This window comes from Psychrobacter sp. Pi2-51, assembly GCF_904846665.1.
In the GTDB taxonomy this organism is placed as follows: Bacteria; Pseudomonadota; Gammaproteobacteria; order Pseudomonadales; family Moraxellaceae; genus Psychrobacter; species Psychrobacter glaciei.
Genome location: NZ_CAJHBP010000009.1, coordinates 44,660 through 64,244 on the forward strand (window position 1 = coordinate 44,660; position 19,585 = coordinate 64,244).

A 19,585-nucleotide genomic window follows, 5' to 3' on the forward strand; every position below is an offset into this window, starting at 1 on the left:
CGACAGAGGCTACAAAAAATTCATTCCAGTTTTACTGTATTTTCTTTATATTGAGCTTACTATAGTTAGATGACCATTAAATAATAATTAGATGACCATTAAATAATAATTAGATGACCATTAAATAATAATTAGATGACCATTAAATAATCAATGTCAGAAAGTCAGCTTAAGCAATTTCTATTTGACCCACTTGATGATAGGCACGGTTGAAATACACCAAACTTTCATCAGTACCACCTTGTGATACGGCGTGCTTGATGGCGACCACACGGCACATAAAGACACTGTGCGTGCCGACTTCTTGAATATCCTCAATCTCACAATCAAAACTGACCAGCGCATCCTCTAAAACAGGCGCACCTGTTGCTAACTCAGTCCAAACGCCCTGTTTAAATCGTTCTTCCGAACTTAATTTTGAGGCAAAGGCATTAGATATTGGCTCATGATGTGCGCCTAATACATTGACACTCAACGTTTTGTTTTCAAGGAAGTGGGCATGTGAGCGAGAGGTCTGATTCATACAAACCAACAAGGTAGGCGGTGTGTCTGTGACGCTACATACCGCAGATGCCGTAAACCCATGAATACCAGAGCTACCTTTTGTGGTAACCACATTAACGGCAGTCGTCAATAGCGACATGGCATCTCTAAAGTCGGTGGCTTCAATCATATCTTTACTCATCGCTGAACTCCTAAATTTGGCTATGACTTATTTCTAAATGGCATTAAGACTACTTGATGGCCTACCCACAGTATTTCAATCAAACCGAATAAACAAACTTGATTAGACCTATCCCACCTATTGATAAGTGCGAGCCAGTAACTAAGCGCTCAGCTCTTGACGAATGATTGCCGCGCCCTCGCTCAACGCTTTTAACTTGCCGCGTGCTACCTCGCGAGGCAAAGGTGCCATGCCGCAGTTGGTCGAAGGATAGAGCTTGTCTGCATCGACGAATTGTAGAACTTTGCGTAGGGTATCTGCCACTTCTTCAGGGGTTTCAATAGTATTGGTTGCCACATCGATAGCACCGACCATTACTTTTTTACCGCGTATGAGTTCAATCAAATCCATCGGCACGTGCGAGTTTTGGCACTCAAGCGAGACGATATCAATGCTTGACTGCTGCAATTTTGGAAACGCTTGCTCGTATTGACGCCACTCTGAACCCAGTGTCTTTTTCCAATCATTATTGGCCTTAATGCCATAGCCATAGCAAATATGCACCGCTGTTTCGCACTTTAGACCTTCGATAGCGCGCTCTAACGTGGCGATACCCCAGTCATTGACGTCATCAAAGAACACATTAAACGCAGGCTCATCAAACTGGATAATATCCACGCCAGCCGCCTCAAGCTCTCTCGCCTCTTGATTCAGAATTTTAGCAAATTCCCAAGCCAATTTTTCACGGCTTTTATAATGACCATCATACAGTGTATCAATCATCGTCATAGGCCCTGGCAGCGCCCATTTGATTGGCTGATCGGTTTGCGCCCGCAAAAATTTAGCGTCGTCTACAAACACTGGCTTTTGACGGCTCACCGCCCCAACGACTGACGGCACACTGGCCTCATAACGATCACGAATCTTAACGGTTTTACGATTCTCAAAATCGACGCCATCTAGATGCTCAATGAAGGTGGTCACAAAGTGCTGACGGGTCTGCTCGCCATCACTGACGATATCAATCCCAGCATGCTGCTGTTCTTGCAATGTCAAACGTAAGGCATCTTGTTTGGCTTCAAGCAGTTGCTCGCCTTCTAATGCCCAAGGTGACCAAATTTTCTCAGGTTCAGCAAGCCAAGAAGGTTTTGGTAAGCTACCCGCTGTCGATGTCGGTAATAATAGTTTCATAGTTTTTAATCTTCTATAATGTTTATTTTTTTATTTTGGTGTCCAGTGAGGTTATGCTAGGGCGTGTCCTCATTTTAAAAATGAGGATGAAAGTGAGGTAAATGGCAGCCAAACAAGGAAAATAGCGCAGATAATATCGAGATATTACCTAGCTAGTTGACGATGTTTGGCAAGATTTAACCACTTTTAGCCCATTTAGATCGCTATCGGTTGAATTGAGGACACGCCCTAGGCAGCTTGTTTATCATCAGCGCGTTTTTGCACCGCTTCTTTTTGAAAAGTCTCGCTTGTCACCACATAGTTTGCCGCCCACTCATCAAGGATAGCTTGATACGGTGTAATGAATTCATCTTCCGTAAACTTACCTTGTGTCACTGCCATCTGACTGCGCTCTTCGCGGTCATAGACAATTTGCGTCAGTGAGTAATCTTGGTACTTTAAGCTTGGTTGATACACCTGAGCGGCGGTCGAGTTGGCATTGTAAATTTCAGGCCGATAAATCTTTTGGAAAGTCTCCATGGTACTGATGGCACTGATTAGCTCAAGGTCAGTGTAATCACTTAGCAAATTACCCGCGAAATAAAATGCTAAAGGCGCCACACTACCAGCAGGCATAAAATAGCGCACTGCTAAGCCCATTTTGGAAAAATACTCATCAGTTAATGACCCCTTGTTCAAAGAGCCGCCATCTTGTCTGTATTCAGCCCCCAATACAGGATGCTGATTGCCCGTGCGCTGATAGACTTTACTGCTTGACACACTCAGACAAATCACTGGTTGTTTATCAAAGTTGGCTTGGTAGGCCTCTGAGTTCAATAAATGTTGAAACAGTTTGCCATGTAAATCGCCAAACTCTTCTGGCGGCGCGGATTTTGGATGGTTTGCAAAGTGTTCTGGTAACACAATACTAAAGTCATAATCACGCACATAAGAGGAAAAGCTATTGCCAATCATACCGTCAATACGCTTGTTTTCCTTATGATCCACAATCGTTGTTTTTAAAGTCTCAATGACTGGGAAGGTATGACCATTGCCTTCGATATCCAAGTCGGCAGAAATGATATCAACTTCAACAGAATAACGGTCTGCGGTCGGATTATCCCAATGCGCTAGATCGTTGAAACGATTGTTTACCATTGTTAATGTCTTGTGTAAATTCTCTTGACGACTCTCGCCACGCGCCAAATTTGCAAAATTCGTCGTCAGACGTGTGCTGTCTGCAGGTTGATAGTTTTCATCAAAACGAATGCTTGAGATGGAATATGTAAATTGTTTCTTCATGGTAATCCCCTACCCTAATCTCATTAACTGAGATAAAACTAAATTTCTGTATGGGATGAATCATACCTAAAACATTACATGAATAAAAACGATACTATTTAAATATAACATGAATAATATTCATGTTAATAATTCTAGAAGCATGAAATAGATTTGGATAACGGAGGTTTTGATGGCTTACTCAATAAAAAGTTAAGCCTGTCAAATCATTTAAATATATGAACTGCGAGTATCTAAAACGTGACTTGATGTACGTGTAGAAGCGATCTAAATTGACTAGAGTAAAGAAATAAATATACTGAATTTCAATCCCCATAAGCTGTAATAAAAAGCATGTGGCAACAAATAATGATTTGATCTCTCCTTAATAGTAGGAAGTATCAACATAGAGTTACTAAAGAATACCCCTACTTTGTCTACTATTATTTTCAAGACATTAAAAAAGGATACCGCAGTATCCTTTTCGTATTATTCAGAGCTAATAAAAGTTCTATTCTAGTGATGCTCACCAGGAAGAATTCTGGCAAAGGCACGCTGAGCAAGGTTTGGTTTTTTATCGGTAGTCAGTCCAGCGCGGGTACTTGGGAAAATACGATAACCTATCGATTGAATACCAACGTTGATCGCTGGTGCTAACGAATAAGTTGCAGATGCAAATTTACCCATGTTACTGGCAATACTGTTTGGTTTATGAACAATCGCTTTTGCGACCATCATCGCCGCTTCATCCGGCATCAGCGCAGGCATGTAGCGGTATAACTTGGTTGGCTCAATCATCGGTGTGCGTACCAATGGCATAAAGATATTGGTAATCGTGACATTATCGCCTTTCACTTCAGCAGCCAAGCAGCGACTAAAGGCATCCAGTGCCGATTTTGAGGCGACATAGGCGGCAAAACGCGGACTGTTTGCCAGTACACCGATAGATGAAATATTAACAATTTGACCAGTCTGACGTTCAATCATCGTCGGCAAAAATCCAAGAACTATTTTGACAGCGCCAAAGTAATTGATATCCATGGTACGCTCAAAATCATGGAAACGATCAATAGATTCGTGCACCGAACGTCGAATTGAACGACCAGCGTTATTGACCAATACATCAACATGGCCAAAATCATCCAAAATTTGCTCGCTGACTTTTTCAATCTCATCCATATTGGTCAAGTCACAAGGATAATAACTGGCCTTGCCGCCAAGTTCCTCAATATTTTCTTTTACTATTTTTAGCTTCTCTTCGGTACGTGCTAATAAAATGACATGAGCGCCGCATTCACTAAGCAAAAAGGCTGTACGTTCACCGATACCGCTTGAAGCACCAGTAATGATGATATGTTTGTCTTTAACCGCTTTGCTAATTGCCTTTTTTGAGGGAGTAGCCATAAAAAATCCTTTTTGTTTATTATATTCCCAATAGTGTGCCGCTCTAGAATACCAAAATTACATTGTAATTACTCGAAAAAGTACCAGTAAAATTCGATAAAAATAATTTTGCGAACCACTAGGGTGTGTCCTCATTTTGAAAATAGTGATGAAAATGAGGTAAATGGTAGCCAAACAAAGAAGCTAGCGTAGATAATATCGAGATATCCATCAGCTATAGTCAGTGAAAATCGATATCGATACATCACGTACTGCTGACATCAATTTTTCTTGCTTGCTGTGCCTGCGCAGACAGAGGCTAAAAAAAATTGATATCAGCAATACCGACGCGTTTTTAGGATACTTTGACTATATTTGACGATGTTTGGCAAGATTTAGCTATTTTTAACCCATTTAGGCGTTTTCGTTTAGATTGAGCACACTCCCCAGTAAAAGGGCTGCAAATTTAACATCTCATTTTTCCCAGCTTTTTGGCTATAATTGTTTTTTCAATTTACGCATCATAAGGAGAACGCACCTTGGTAGAAATTCTGGCTCGTTATATTGATTTCATTGCCAAAATCGTTGAAGTCATTGGTGTTCTTATTATGTTCTTTGGACTGCTTTATGCTTTTTATAGAGGCGTTCGTTCAACAGGTCGTTTCACCCATGACACCTACGTCGAGATCAGACAGACGGTTGGCAAGTCCATTTTGTTAGGGCTTGAAGTGCTCATTGCTGCTGACATTATGGCTACTGTCGTTACAGAGCCTACGCTGCGCAGTGTTTTGGTACTGGGGTTTATTGTGCTCATTAGAACTTTTTTAAGCTTATCTTTACAAGTCGAGCTAGAAGGTCGCTTTCCTTGGCAACACTCCAAGTCTGTGCCTGAAAAGACATCAAAAACTAAGCATGCTGATGAGTTGTAATCAGTGATTCATAGCCAATAGCTATTTATGCCTTACTCGTGAGCCTGTAAAAAATCCTCGACCACACGAAACTGCCCAGCGGTGCTCTCTTCACCATACATGGCTTGACGAAAAGCATTAGAGTTTGGAATGCCCGTCGTATACCAAGCAATGTGCTTACGGGCGATTCGGCAGCCAGAGTATTCACCATAAAAGTCATATAGCTCTTGTAAATGCTCCAATACAATTTCTTTGATTTCGCCAACATTTGGCGCATCAAGACGCTCGCCAGTACGTAAAAAATGCTCAATATCGCGAAATATCCACGGCTGACCTTGTGCCGCTCGTCCAATCATTACGGCATCACAACCCGTCAAGTCATAAACACGCTGCGCTTTTTGCGCACTATCGATATCACCATTGGCAATGACCGGAATGCTGATGCTTTCTTTAACCTCACGTATCAGCTCGTAACGCGCTTCACCCGTATACATATCCTCGCGCGTACGTCCATGAATGGCAATGGCGGCAATGCCTGCTTGCTCTGCTCGCTTTGCAACGCGCAAAATGTTTTCACGCCCATTTTCATAGCCCAATCGTGTTTTTAAGGTGACGGGCGCATCGACGGCATTTACCGCAGCATCCAGCAAACGTGCTACCAAATCTTCGTCTTGAAGCAAGGCAGAACCCGCCAGCTTTCGGCAGACTTTTTTGGCGGGACAGCCCATATTAATATCGATGATTTGTGCGCCATTATCGATCTGATAACGAGCCGCTTCTGCCAGTTTGTTTGGCTCTGCCCCCGCTATTTGTGCAGAAATAGGGGCAATCTCATTATCGAAATTGGCACGGTATAGCGATTTTTTGCGTGCATAAAGCGCGGTATCAGCGATAATCATCTCACTGACGGCATGACCTGCGCCAAATGACTTACACAAACGGCGAAAGGGGTTATCTGTGACTCCTGCCATTGGTGCGACTATCAGACGGTTTTCAATCGTCAAGCCGCCGATATTCAGCGGCTGCAATAAGGGATGATCGCTTGCAATCTGCGTTTGCGGAGTCTCAGAGACTGAAATATCTATAGACATAAATAACGGCTTACTTATTAATAAAAACAGGTCAATGAAATCAAGCCGTTATTCTAAGGGTTCATACGCATATTGCAAGCGATTCACTCGAATAACTTGCACCCACAAACATCAGTCTTTAAGCGCCAAACCAACTATTTATCAAACACGCTGCCCTGCTCCAACGTAATGTCATCATCGTGCTCTTGCATACGCCACGGCAAACTGTCCGGTGACACATTTAGGAAGTGCAAATATTTCTCGAACTGATCAATGATATCGTTGATGACGGACTCTGTCTCATAGCCATACAAATCATAGGTCTGACCACCACGGCGCAGATAAACCTCAGCACGATGATGATGCTCTTGTGGCAACTCACCTGCTGTACTTTCAGTATGGTAATCCGGCGCATCATGTTCAGATAGGCGCACTTCATACCAAAACTCGACATCATCACCGCGATGCAGCTCAAGCACAGCGCGATTATTGACCGCATCATAATTGACATCAGTCGTCCAGCCTGTCTCTGCAAATTTGGCTGACACCTCTACCATTGAGGGCATAATCACCTCTTTGATATAGTTTAAAACCTTATCACGGGTTGGTTGATCAGTGATGTAATCGATACGATCGCGCCATGCTGATGGCTTAAGCAGGTGCGGTGGTAGTTTGCTGTCATTACCCAAGCTCTGGTTACGATGTCCTTCGATACGTAGCGCACGCCACATGCCAAACATCGATATCAATATAATAATCGCGAAAGGTAAGGCACTAACGATAGAAGCCGTTTGGAGTGCTGTTAGGCCACCGGCAAGCAATAACGCAGCGGCCACCGCCCCTTCGGTCACTACCCAAAACGTACGCTGCCACCATGGCGTATCACTTCGACCGCCTGCTGCTAACGAATCAATAACCAATGAACCTGAATCTGACGACGTCACAAAAAAGGTAATGATTAATAGTATGGTCAATGAAGACACAAACTCAGTGAAAGGTAGGTTTTCTAGCAGTTTAAACAAGGCAATCGCTTGGTTGTTTTGTACCTCAGTAATTAACGAGGTATAACCATCTACCATAATCATGTGCAATGCGGTATCACCAAATACGGCAAACCAAAAGAAAGTGAAGAACGTTGGTACTAGCATGACACCAAGTACAAACTCACGAATGGTACGACCACGGCTAATTTTGGCAATAAACAAACCAACAAAAGGTGCCCATGCGATTGTCCAAGCAAAGATAAATAACGTCCAACTACCGATCCAATCGCTATTTTCATACGCTTGCAAGCTAAAGGTGCGCTCGACAATATTACCCAAATAGCTGCCCGTATTTTCCATAAAGGCATTTAGAATAAAGACCGTTGGCCCTACAACAAACACAAAAATCATCAGCGCAGTCGCTAGTACCATATTCAATATAGACAGCCGCTTGACGCCTTTATCCATCCCCGCCAGCACTGAGACCAGTGCAGCAGCGGTAATCAATGCAATAGCAATGACCTGTACGGTGGTATTAACTGGAATGAGGTCTGGTAACAGATAGTTAAGGCCAGCGTTAATTTGCGAGACTGACAACCCTAAGCTGGTGGCGATACCAAACAGTGTACCCACAATTGCAAACACATCGACAGTATGACCAATAGGACCGTAAATCTTGTCGCCAATTAAAGGATATAACGTGGAGCGCATCGACAACGGTAAACCATGACGAAAAGAGAAATACGCCAGCGATAGCCCTACCACCCCATAAATAGCCCAAATATGAAAACCCCAATGGAAATAAGCAATCTGCATCGCTTCTTTTGCCGCCTCAATAGTCTGCGGATCAGACAATGGCGGGCTGGCAAAATGCATGACTGGCTCGGCCACACCAAAGAATAATAAGGCAATGCCGTAACCTGCCGAAAACAGCATGGCAAACCATTCAAGGAATTTATATTCAGCCTCAGCATGATCAGGCCCAAGCTTGATAGTGCCATAAGATGAAAATGCCAGCGCGATAATAAACATTAAAAACAGCGCGACTGCCAACATATAAAACCAACCAAAAGTATTGGTGGTGAATGTCAAAACAGTGCTGAATAGTGCGCCCGCCGCTTCAGGATTTGCAGCAGTGCCAACCACCAATAAAATCATGATGACAGCAGCCGGTACAAACACTGGCAGTAAGATAGTAGAGCGAGGTAATTTACTCATAAAAAGTGATATCCTCAAATTAATACAGCTTTATTTTATGAAAAGGTTATTCGTAGAAGCAATACGAAACAGATATGCCTAACAAAATATAATTTGTATCACACTCTTTGCCTGAACCCCAGTTAAGCCCTTATCTTGTAACATGACTTTAACGATTGTTACATGACTATTACCAAGCAACAAAAAAGGCCGCTTGCTAGCGACCTTTTTATCTATTTTGGAACTCTCAAAAATTCTTCGTTAAAGACATATATTATTGAGCAGCAATCACTGCCGCAAGTTGCTTGGCAATTTCCGCCAGTTTTTCATGATCTGCTTGCGTCACTGCATGGCGACCCAACTCATGAATGCTCGATGGAATCAGGTGCACATGATAATGAAACACTGTTTGACCTGCTTGTGATCCATTCAACTGCATCTGAATAACGCCCTCACGATCAAACACTTGGCGCTGCGCTTGCATGACCTTTTTGGATGTCATTAGTATTGCAGCGGCATAATCAGGTTCAAGATCAGCCAAATCAACGGCTTTTTGCTTAGGGATGACCAATACATGCCCTTCTGCTTGCGGCATGATATCCATAAAAGCGAGGGTTTTATCATCTTCATAGACCTTGTGATATGGGATATCACCGTTTAGCATTTTGGCAAAAATGTTGTTATCGTCATAATCAGCTTGTTGTTTAACTTCAGTCATTATCATTCCTTTTGGTTATTTTATGATTTTGAGTAGTGAATATGCCATCTGCAACATAGTGGACGAAATGTAGGTTAAGTACAAGCAGCAGATATAGTCAAAATACCCCAAAAACGCGACGATACGGCTGATATTAATTTTTTGTAGCCTCTGTCTGCACAGGCACAGCAAGCAAGAAAAATTGATATCAGCAGTGCGTCATGTATCGATATTACTTTTCACTGACTATAAGTGAAAAAATCAAATTTATTTTTGTACTGACAGACCATTCAAACACGCTAATTTATTGGCGAGTATCCCCTATTAAATGTTATATTAACCCCCTATTTTGCTAACGCTGGAGTTATGAATTTGACTGCCTTGCCGACTCAATTATCAGACAATACCACCACATCGCATGACACAGATACGTTATTAACTCATAACCTCAACGACAACACAGATGCGCCTACATCTGCAAGCGATGAACAAATTGCTGTTGTCAGTAGCGATCAAAGTGACACTCAAAATAATAATCTCCTAAAGATAAATCCAAATACGATTGTCTTGGCAGAGGCTTTAACAGATACCACCATTAGCTGGCGGATTCATAATTGCAAAATTAGCAAAAAGACGGTCACGCAAGACTTGCCATTGCCGTTCTTATATCACTATGATAGCTTGGATGACGCTATTAAACAGACGCATCCGCTGACACCTACCTTACTCGCTCAATTTAACACACCCATGACTGCTGCTGAGGCCGCGACTCTCTTAGATATTTCTAATGATTTATTGTCCAGTCCTTGGCATGTCAAAGTGATTGGCTCGTTGGTGGTCTTTAGTGAGGCACTGCAGTTAGCCGTACGTCTACATTGGACCAATACGGGCAAAGAGACGCAGCAAATATATACCAAAGATGCAGAAGACGCGATGACGGCCGCTTTTAAAGACTGGCAGTTTTTTGGTCGCGTTGATGTTCTATATAAAAACGACAAGCAAACTTTAATGAGTATCGATGAGCAAGGCAACACTGAAGAGCCACTACTGACTATTGAAGCTAGCGCTGACTATCAACAACTACTAGCCTCTCATGCATTAACTGTCATTGCCAAATTAGAAGCGGATAAAGCCGAGCTACCATGGTTTGACACGGCAATTTTAGAACGCCTTGAGTAGTGTTTTAACCACAACTCCTTTATGATTGTCTATGCATTATTTTTAGTTATTCATAGCTAATGGTATGGTAACGAATTAGTATTATTCACTAGTACTCACTCTGTATAAAAAGCACACTATCCGCATCAAAGCTGATGCTGCACACGTTAATAAATCTCGCTTATTTGTAAGGAATATCACATGGATTATCGCTCAAAAACCTCTACTGGTGGTCGTAATATGGCAGGTGCACGTGCCCTATGGCGTGCAACAGGTATGACTGATGGCGATTTTGGCAAGCCAATTATTGCCATTGCCAACTCCTTCACCCAGTTTGTACCTGGTCATGTGCATCTAAAAGACTTGGGGCAAATGGTCGCTCGCGAGATTGAGCAAGCAGGCGGCGTGGCAAAAGAGTTCAATACTATTGCCGTTGATGACGGTATTGCGATGGGTCATAGCGGTATGTTGTATTCACTGCCGAGTCGCGACTTGATTGCGGATTCTGTTGAATACATGGTCAATGCTCACTGTGCAGATGCCTTGGTATGTATCTCTAACTGCGACAAAATCACTCCGGGTATGTTGATGGCTGCCATGCGCCTTAATATTCCAGTGGTATTTATTTCAGGTGGCCCGATGGAAGCGGGCAAAATTCTAGCCAGTACGGTTGGTAAAAGTCACAATAATGAAGACAGTAACGGCAGTGCGGTTCGTAAGCTTGATCTTGTCGATGCGATGATGGATGCCGCTGATGACAGCATTAGTGATGAAGATGTCGCCGCGATTGAAGCCTCAGCTTGCCCCACTTGTGGCTCGTGCTCTGGTATGTTCACTGCAAACTCGATGAACTGCTTGACCGAAGCGCTAGGCTTGGCACTACCTGGTAATGGCTCGCTATTGGCGACTCACTCATTACGTCGCGAGCTATTCTTAGAAGCGGGTCGCACCATTGTGTCGCTTGCCAAGCGCCGTTATGAGCAAGATGATGATTCCGTATTGCCGCGCTCAATCGCCAGCAAAGCCGCTTTCGAAAATGCGATGACCTTGGATATCGCCATGGGCGGTTCGACCAATACTATTTTGCATCTGTTGGCTGCTGCTAATGAGGCAGAAATTGACTTTAAAATGCATGATATTGACCGCTTAAGCCGCGGTGTGCCTTGTCTTGCAAAAGTCGCGCCTGCTTCGCAAAAATACCATATGGAAGATGTGCATCGTGCTGGCGGTGTCTTTGCCTTGTTGGCCGAGCTTGATCGTGCAGGGTTACTGAAAACTGACTTGCCGACCATTCATAGTGCGACGATGAAAGAAGCGATTGATAAATGGGATATCATGAATCCTGACAATCTTGAGGCACGCGCACGCTATATAGCAGCACCTGGTGGCGTACGCACCACTGAAGCTTTCTCACAGTCAAAAGAATGGTCAAACCTTGACGTCAACCGCGAGTCAGGCTGTATCCGCAGTGCCCAACATGCCTATTCAGCAGATGGCGGCCTTGCGGTACTCTACGGTAATATCGCTGAGCGTGGCTGTGTGGTCAAGACCGCTGGTGTCGATGACAGTATTTTAGTATTTACTGGTCGCGCACGACTCTTTGAGTCACAAGATGATGCCGTCGCTGCGGTATTGGCTGACGATATCGTTGCAGGCGATGTGGTCATCATTCGATACGAAGGTCCAAAAGGTGGCCCTGGTATGCAAGAGATGCTCTATCCAACAACTTATCTTAAGTCTAAAGGCTTGGGTAAAGAGTGTGCGCTACTGACTGACGGTCGTTTCTCTGGTGGCACATCAGGACTCTCGATCGGTCATGCCAGCCCTGAAGCAGCTGAAGGCGGTGCAATTGGTCTGGTTGAAGAAGGCGATACTATCCATATTGACATCCCTAACCGTACTATCAATATGCAGGTAAGCGATGCAGAATTAGCCGCTCGCCGCGAAGTCATGGAAGCTCGTGGTCGCGATGCGTGGAAACCCGTCAGTCGTGAGCGCCATGTTTCTCCTGCCCTACGTGCTTATGCGGCCATGACTACCAGTGCCGATACGGGTGCGGTACGCGATGTGAGTCAAGTTGAGCGCTAAGCCAAAAATCTTAGTGGCCCGTTTTTAAGACATATTTATTAGCATTATCCTAAGCCTGCGCGATGCAGGCTTTTTTTTCACCAAAAAACAACGTAGCAGACGTTTCAATAACGTTTTTTTGCGGTAATAAAAAAATTTTAACGTCATGATAAGGCTTGGTGATGGCGACTCTGTTTATCATTCATACAGGTTGTTTTAGATCAAGATAATTGGGACGTATTGAACGTTATGATTGAACACTATAACTTATTTTTATTGGTCTGCGGCATCGCCTTTTTATTAGGGGCGTTGTTTCCTATTATTTTTAAGCGGACACCCATCTCCTTACCTATGCTACAGGTCAGCTTTGGCTTGCTCATGGGGTATTCGTGGACGACATTGTCATTTTTGAATCCACTTGATAATGGTTTAATCGTCGAAAAACTGACTGAAATTGTGATATTGGTTTCTTTGGTTGGTGCCGGTATTAAGATTGATACTGAGCTGTCTTGGAAACTATGGCGACCTACCGTACGCTTGTTAATTATCACCATGCCGATTGGCATCTTTGCTATGGCAGTGTTGGGGTATTATGCATTTGGTCTAAGTATGGGCGCGGCAATCTTGCTAGGCGCTGTATTGGCACCCACCGATCCCGTGCTGGCCTCTAGTATTCAAGTGGGGCCTCCAAATACGGGCGGTGAAGATACGCCGCGCTTTACCTTGACCTCAGAGGCCGGATTGAATGATGGATTGGCATTTCCATTCGTTTATTTGGCCATTAAAATAGCAGAGGCTTTTAGCGAAGGGCAGCGTTTTACGGGTGAGATGCTCTGGTCGTGGTTTACTCAAGATGTGCTGTGGAAAATTGGCGCAGGCTTGGTGGTTGGTATTGTTGTCGGTAAACTATTGGCAAAATTGGTGTTTTCAAAGCACAGTCACGAAACGACCATTTCTCAAGGTTATGTGGTCATTGCCCTAACACTAGTGGCATATGGGTCAGCAGAATTTATACATAGTTATGGTTTTATTGCTGTATTTGTCGCGGCTTTTGCCTTCCGGCGTTCAGAGCATAAACACAGTTATCACCACAAGCTCCATGATTTTGCAGAACAGTCAGAAGGTTTGCTCATGTCGCTAGTGCTGGTTGCTTTCGGTATGTTTCTTGGTCAAGGATTGCAGTCAGGTGTTGAGCTGACATGGCGCGTTTACATTGTTAGCTTCACTTTTTTATTGTTGATACGACCCATCGGTGGGTTTATTGCCTTGTCAGGTCTGAACCTCCCACACGCCGAAAAGTATGCCATCTCTGCATTGGGGATTCGTGGTATTGGCACATTATATTATTTGTCTTACGCGCTCAATCAAGGTTTTTTCGGCGAGGAAGATGCGCTCAAATTATGGGTCGTCTGTTCGATTGTGATTTTGGCTTCAATTTTTATCCATGGTCTTAGCGCCACAAGACTTCTCAAAATAGCACCCAATAAATTACAATAACCTTAGGGTCTGTCTAGCGCTTTGAAAGCTTCGAATCGACTAAGCTAAGCACGGCTTCCGTTAGGGCAAACTGACGCACATCATTGAGCATCGTGGTATCAAAGTTATGAATAAAAGCAAAGGACAATTGCTGCTCAGGGTCACACCAAGCCACTGAACCGTTATAACCCATATGCCCAAATCCTTGCTGGTTTGCCTTTAGCATCTCACTGTCTACATTTTGGCAAATGTTAAATAGTCGATGATAACCCAAGCGCCAATCCATATTCGCTGGCATGACGGCATCTAGTCCTCTGACTTGCGGTGTCGATAGTTGCTCGAAAGTGGCACTATCAATAAGCGTGCGTCCCTGCCATTTCCCTCCATTAGCCAACATCGCATAGATGGTGGCCAGTGCCTGCGCTGAGGCAACACCATTGGCTGCTGGAATGGCTGCCTGTAGTGTCTCGCGCTGGTAATAGTCGATAGGTTGTTTATTGGCGGGTATGAGTGCCGATTTATAATTTCTTAGATTAAGCTTGCTCGTATTGAAGTACAAACCATTAATACGAGCGGTGTCTAATGTAGGTAAGTCATTTTTCTCATCATCCTGACTTGTGTTTGCCGTTTCTTTATTTGCTAATGTTTGCTGCTGCCAACACCCATAACTGGGTAGATTTGCATAAGTTTGTAGCGTCTCTGGTGAGTCTGCTTTTATCGTAGGTTTATGACGCCTATTACCTAGCTGTGAGCTGTCCTCATTTGACCCAGCAAAGTTTTTGGCCAGCATCGCCACTTGATCGACTTTGCTAGCGGGTACGCCGAAATAACAACTGTCGGCGATACCCAATGGTTCAGTCAGATAATGACGCAGCGCCTCAGCCAATGACATCTCAGTGACGGCTTCTATGACACCGCCTAATACCCAGCCATAAACTAAAGCACTGTAAGCGCTGTCATATAACTCCGCATCTTCAGGTGCAGTGACTGACATTGCGGCAATTTTGTTGAGCATCAATTGCCAATCGAGCAACGCTTCGCTGTCCGCGTCAACACTCTGAATAGAAAACAAATTGGCTTGATGCGACATAACATTGCGTAGCGTAACAGAACTTTTATGCTGGGCAGCAAAGGCTGGCCAATAGCTGGCAATCGGCTCATCATAAGCAAGCAGCTGCTGCGAAACCAACACATGCACTAGCGTTGCCAATACGCCTTTACCAGTAGAAAAGTTAATCGCCAAGGTATCAGGCTGCCATGACATGTCTGGACGAGCCATGCCCACGCTCGCCTGAGCGATACATTTACCGTCCTGATAGACAACCACAGCACCGCCAGCGGGCGCGTCGTCAAGCTGTAAATCAGTCAATAATTGCTGCATGCGTTTCTGAAACTCGCCATCGATTTGCTGATCAAGATTCTGATTGGTTTTTTTATTGTTGTCAGTCATGGTTTTCCTGCTCCATTTTTTATAATTGCTAAGTGTCAAAAAAACGCCGAAGTCTTAAAAGTCCCTCAGTGCCTTAATATTGAGCATCTATTTGCTCATAAAAAAGGCCACCTATTGGTCGCCTTTTTGTTACTCAGTGCTGCTCAATAATACTTTATCATCTTAATGTCTTAGCGCGGTACAAGCAAACGCTTATAAACTTCGTCTTCAAGCTTCGTCAAGCCATGGCTGCGACCACGCTCCATGGCAGTGTCCATCTTACGACCACGAAGCCATCCTGCACGCAGAGCAATGGCGGCCCCTACTCGATTACCAGAGCCACAATGCATGGCTATTTTTTTGCCATGATGTTGGCGTAAGATATTATCAAATGCCAATATTTTAAGCTGCTTTAAGTCTGCAACACCGTTGATAGGCAAATGCTCATAATGCATGCCAGCTTGCGCGACTGCTGCTGCTTCATCAAAGCTCAACTCGTCGTCGGGCTGTAAGTTAATGACCAGCTCAACCCCAGCTTCGGCCAAAGCCGCTACTTTTTTCTCATCGAGCGCACCGCACACAATGGTGTTTGCATCAGGACGAAAGTAAGGGTCAAACATAGTGGCGAGATCGACACCATTATCTAGAACGTTATTATCAGTAACTGCTAGGCTATTAGGTTGATCTGCATTTATTGCTGCTGTATGTGAAGTCATAATTATAAATTTGTTCGTTAGATTGGGCTGTTGAGATAAAAGCTGTTTGGGTCACTAATGGTCATTTTACCAACGGTTCATTAATGGTTATTGTGCAATTTAACGACACCAGCCAAATGCGGCTTGTCATTTTTAGAGCTATATAAACCAAATTCACAAGTATCGTCTGCATTGTCAAGCTGCGCTACTGGCTCAGCGATAAGCTCTACTTCAGCGGGTAAAAAGATAGGCAATTTGAATGAAACGTCAACCGTACAAGCATCAGGTAGCTCGTCCATCATGGCAAGACACTTGGCCTTTGACCACATACCATGAGCGATCGCTTTAGGAAAGCCAAACGCGCGCGCGGATAGCGGATGCAAATGGATAAGATTAAAGTCACCTGAAACAAAGGCATAACGACGACCGATATCTTCTGGCACTTCAAAGATGCTGTGCACACCGTCTGCGTTCACTTCTGGCTTCACCGTTACTGGACGCGGGGCGCTTTTCTTATCTTTGCTGCTGTCTGATTTTTTACTACGGGACAGATACGTTGACGTCCCTTCCCAGATGACTTCGTCTTCTGACTTGATCGTCGTCACGAAGTCAAACTGTTGACCTTGTGCATGGTCACGCAAGTTATCAAAGGCGACCGACATAGCGACAGTCTCACGCTCACCAATAGGACGATACTGAGTCACGCTATTATCCACGTGGACCAGACCTAGCATAGCAAACGGAAATGGCTCTTTGACCATCATGTTCATTTGCAGCGACTGTGACAGCACTGAAAAATAAGTAATAGGCACTTTGCCATTATCGGCAAAACCGCAAATCTTACGATAATCGTTTAGATTGCCCTGATCAATGTGCAGGTCATCCACATAATAGGTCGCTTGCGGCAGTTGATCTTTACTGATTTTGTCACTATTACCAATAGGCAATAGGCTTTTCACAATATTGGCGTAAGTCGTATGCGCTTTTGGCAACGCATCATAATGTTTGTCTGACATAATAAATCCTAAGTGTGGCTCAAGCTGATTTTTTAATGCATATTAAAATGCTATGAAGTCGTTGATTAAGCCTATTATTGAACGATGTTTTTTATAAGTACTGGAGCCTGTCATCAATTAGCACATTGATACATTGATACATTAATACATTGATAGCCAGTCTCATAGCTATTCTCATGAACAGTATAGGCACTTATCACTACGAAAAACAATTTGGCTTATGGTTCCTGTGTTTTTATCATAAAAAAGCCACCCTTGGGCAGCTTTATTACAATTTATCAGCAATTTTTTCGTAAGCATATGTGAGGTAAATAAAAAATAATAGGTTATGTCATATATTTACTGTAAGCAACTTTATCACCTATACCCACAAATAAACTAAGGCTAGGCACTCAAGGCTATGCACCCAGCAAGCTTTGACCACAAACGCGTACAATGTTGCCATTTAGACCGCCAGAGGCAGGAGATGCAAACCATGCGATGGTTTCAGCAACGTCAACTGGTAAGCCGCCTTGGCTCATTGAGTTCATACGGCGACCCGCTTCACGAATAGCAAATGGGATGGCTTCTGTCATTTGAGTTTCGATAAATCCTGGGGCAACAGCGTTAATAGTCATGCCTTTGGCATTGTCTTCTAATTGCTTAGCCGTGGCATCAACCAAACCAATCACACCTGCTTTCGAAGTCGCGTAGTTGGTCTGACCCATGTTACCAGCGATACCTGAAATTGATGAGACGCAAACGATGCGCGCATTGTCTTTTAGGACGTCATTATCAAGTAAATAGCGGTTCAGCTTAGCGATACTACCTAAGTTGATATTGATGACCATGTCCCACTTTTTCTCATCCATTTTTGCCAAGGTCTTATCACGCGTCACGCCAGCATTATGGATAATGGAATCTAGACCGCCACGATTTTGCGCCGCTTCTGCGATTTCTTTGCCTGCATCAGCACTGGTGATGTCAACGGTCAATACAGAACCACTGATTTCGCTGGCGACTTTTTGCAAGTCAGCTTGTTGCTGCGGAACATCAAGACAGATAACATGAGCGCCTTCACGAGCCAATACACGCGCGATGGCTTCGCCAATACCGCGGCTTGCACCAGTGACTAGCATGGTCTTGCCACCTAGAGGCTGTGTCCAATCGACATCAACGTTATCGCCTGTGCTGACACGTACCACTTGTCCCGACACATAAGCTGAGCGAGCTGACGTGAAAAAGCGCAAGGTTGAGTCTAAGTTTTGCTCTGCGCCTTCTTCAACGTAGATAAGTTGTGCGGTAACGCCGCGCTTAAACTCTTTACCAACCGACTTTACAAAGCCTTCAAGCGCACGTTGTGCCAGTGCTGCTTCGATATCAGTCAAGTTTTCTGGCGTACGGCCAACGATGATTACTCGACCTGATTGTTCTACGCGGCGAGCAACCGTATGGAAAAACTCATAAACTTCTTTGAGCTGATCGGCGTTGCTGATATTACTGGCATCAAAAAGCAATACTTTAAACTTATCATCGCCGCCCGTATTGGATTTAGCTTCAACACCCGCATCAGAAAGCGCATCTTTGATGTCATCACTGCTGTTTACATACACATCAGCATGTACATCTGACAAGATACGTGCAACAGAAGCACTCACGCTTTTATCATCGCCATTAGCACGACCAACCAAGACGCTACCGCGTACCAAAGGCTGGCCACTATCAAAACGGTCAAGCTCTACTGGCATAGGCAAGCCTAAGTTTTTTGCAACTTTTTTACCAATAGAAGACTGAACAAAATCACCATAACGGTCTGACATAATATAATTCCTATAACGAAAGGTTAAGATAAGAGTAAATGAAAAATGAAATTTGTCTTTTATAATCACTCATACAAACACCAACAAGTATAAAGACTCATTAGCATCATAATTATTTATATTTAGTGAATGGGTACAAAACTGCCTTAACTATACACTCACATGGTAAACAAGTCCAAAAGCCAACAATGTCTATAACAATCTGTAGACAAGCCAGTATACAAGACAGTCTCTTTTTTTAGATTTAAAAATCGCCATGTTGTGCTAAAATCAGACCTATAAGTTATGGCAAATGCATTTATCGATAACAATATATTATCAAACGTGCCGTTATGCAATGCTAATAATCAATACTAGCCAGTCTAAGAAAGTTATCATTCTAAGAAATATCATGGCTACTTTTATAGCTATCAGTGGACTGAGAGATTACTGAGCTTAAATAAGTGTCACATAGTTTGCTAAAGACATACAGTAAGGCAGCAAAAACGTCTTATGATACACAGCTAGACGGCATAATAAATGATAACATTTGCTCATTGAATTAAATCATTAAGTAATACCTGCAAGCAACTTAAGCAGTACATTTTAATTA

15 protein-coding genes are annotated in these 19,585 nt (G+C 43.6%); 4 read left to right on the forward strand and 11 right to left on the reverse strand.

Features of this window, described 5'->3' with window-relative positions; translation table 11 throughout:
• Positions 1 to 169: 169 nt before the first annotated feature.
• The 4 genes from JMY08_RS06820 to JMY08_RS06835 all read right to left on the reverse strand — a co-directional run bounded on the left by JMY08_RS06820 (position 170) and on the right by JMY08_RS06835 (position 4,519).
• Positions 170 to 673, reverse strand: a complete 504-nt coding sequence (locus JMY08_RS06820) for a flavin reductase (protein WP_201592579.1) — start codon at positions 671 to 673, stop codon at positions 170 to 172.
• Between the two features lie 153 nt (positions 674 to 826).
• A complete protein-coding gene (locus JMY08_RS06825) occupies positions 827 to 1,855 on the reverse strand; it encodes a methionine synthase (RefSeq protein ID WP_189581590.1) in 1,029 nt (342 codons plus the stop codon).
• Positions 1,856 to 2,083: 228 nt separating this feature from the next.
• Complete coding sequence (locus JMY08_RS06830) at positions 2,084 to 3,136, reverse strand: DUF1852 domain-containing protein (protein WP_201592500.1); 1,053 nt, start codon at positions 3,134 to 3,136, stop codon at positions 2,084 to 2,086.
• A gap of 495 nt (positions 3,137 to 3,631) precedes the next feature.
• Positions 3,632 to 4,519 carry an SDR family NAD(P)-dependent oxidoreductase gene (locus JMY08_RS06835; RefSeq protein ID WP_201592502.1) on the reverse strand — a complete coding sequence of 296 codons (888 nt, stop codon included), beginning with the start codon at positions 4,517 to 4,519 and terminating at the stop codon, positions 3,632 to 3,634.
• Between the two features lie 518 nt (positions 4,520 to 5,037).
• Between JMY08_RS06835 and JMY08_RS06840 the strand changes: the two genes are divergently transcribed.
• Positions 5,038 to 5,427: a DUF1622 domain-containing protein gene (locus JMY08_RS06840; protein ID WP_201592504.1), complete on the forward strand. Its 390-nt coding sequence runs from the start codon at positions 5,038 to 5,040 to the stop codon at positions 5,425 to 5,427.
• Positions 5,428 to 5,459: 32 nt separating this feature from the next.
• On the opposite strand, the gene dusB is transcribed toward JMY08_RS06840, so the two are convergent.
• The 3 genes from dusB to JMY08_RS06855 all read right to left on the reverse strand — a co-directional run bounded on the left by dusB (position 5,460) and on the right by JMY08_RS06855 (position 9,374).
• Complete coding sequence (gene dusB, locus JMY08_RS06845; protein ID WP_201592506.1) at positions 5,460 to 6,497, reverse strand: tRNA dihydrouridine synthase DusB; 1,038 nt, start codon at positions 6,495 to 6,497, stop codon at positions 5,460 to 5,462.
• A 134-nt stretch (positions 6,498 to 6,631) separates the two neighbouring features.
• Positions 6,632 to 8,677, reverse strand: a complete 2,046-nt coding sequence (locus JMY08_RS06850; protein WP_189581574.1) for a BCCT family transporter — start codon at positions 8,675 to 8,677, stop codon at positions 6,632 to 6,634.
• Between the two features lie 253 nt (positions 8,678 to 8,930).
• Positions 8,931 to 9,374 carry an HIT family protein gene (locus tag JMY08_RS06855; protein WP_201592507.1) on the reverse strand — a complete coding sequence of 148 codons (444 nt, stop codon included), beginning with the start codon at positions 9,372 to 9,374 and terminating at the stop codon, positions 8,931 to 8,933.
• 345 nt (positions 9,375 to 9,719) lie between these two features.
• Here JMY08_RS06855 and JMY08_RS06860 point away from each other — a divergent pair, with 345 nt between their 5' ends.
• The 3 genes from JMY08_RS06860 (at position 9,720) to JMY08_RS06870 (ending at position 14,075) form a co-directional block, all read left to right on the forward strand.
• Entirely contained in the window at positions 9,720 to 10,532 is an 813-nt protein-coding gene (locus tag JMY08_RS06860; RefSeq protein WP_201592508.1) for a hypothetical protein, read from the forward strand.
• A gap of 180 nt (positions 10,533 to 10,712) precedes the next feature.
• Positions 10,713 to 12,599 (forward strand): dihydroxy-acid dehydratase, encoded by a 1,887-nt coding sequence (gene ilvD / locus JMY08_RS06865; protein ID WP_201592510.1) that lies wholly within the window; start codon positions 10,713 to 10,715, stop codon positions 12,597 to 12,599.
• 228 nt (positions 12,600 to 12,827) lie between these two features.
• Complete coding sequence (locus tag JMY08_RS06870) at positions 12,828 to 14,075, forward strand: cation:proton antiporter (protein WP_201592511.1); 1,248 nt, start codon at positions 12,828 to 12,830, stop codon at positions 14,073 to 14,075.
• A gap of 13 nt (positions 14,076 to 14,088) precedes the next feature.
• On the opposite strand, the gene JMY08_RS06875 is transcribed toward JMY08_RS06870, so the two are convergent.
• The 4 genes from JMY08_RS06875 to JMY08_RS06890 form a co-directional block, all read right to left on the reverse strand.
• Positions 14,089 to 15,504 (reverse strand): serine hydrolase domain-containing protein, encoded by a 1,416-nt coding sequence (locus JMY08_RS06875; RefSeq protein ID WP_201592512.1) that lies wholly within the window; start codon positions 15,502 to 15,504, stop codon positions 14,089 to 14,091.
• 170 nt (positions 15,505 to 15,674) lie between these two features.
• Positions 15,675 to 16,199: a beta-lactamase hydrolase domain-containing protein gene (locus JMY08_RS06880; RefSeq protein ID WP_201592514.1), complete on the reverse strand. Its 525-nt coding sequence runs from the start codon at positions 16,197 to 16,199 to the stop codon at positions 15,675 to 15,677.
• Between the two features lie 80 nt (positions 16,200 to 16,279).
• The gene (locus JMY08_RS06885; RefSeq protein ID WP_201592516.1) at positions 16,280 to 17,194 is read right to left on the reverse strand and encodes a MaoC family dehydratase; all 915 of its coding nucleotides are present in this window, start codon (positions 17,192 to 17,194) and stop codon (positions 16,280 to 16,282) included.
• A gap of 398 nt (positions 17,195 to 17,592) precedes the next feature.
• Positions 17,593 to 18,993, reverse strand: coding sequence for a 3-oxoacyl-ACP reductase (locus JMY08_RS06890; protein WP_201592518.1), 1,401 nt, complete (start codon positions 18,991 to 18,993; stop codon positions 17,593 to 17,595).
• Positions 18,994 to 19,585: the final 592 nt, after the last annotated feature.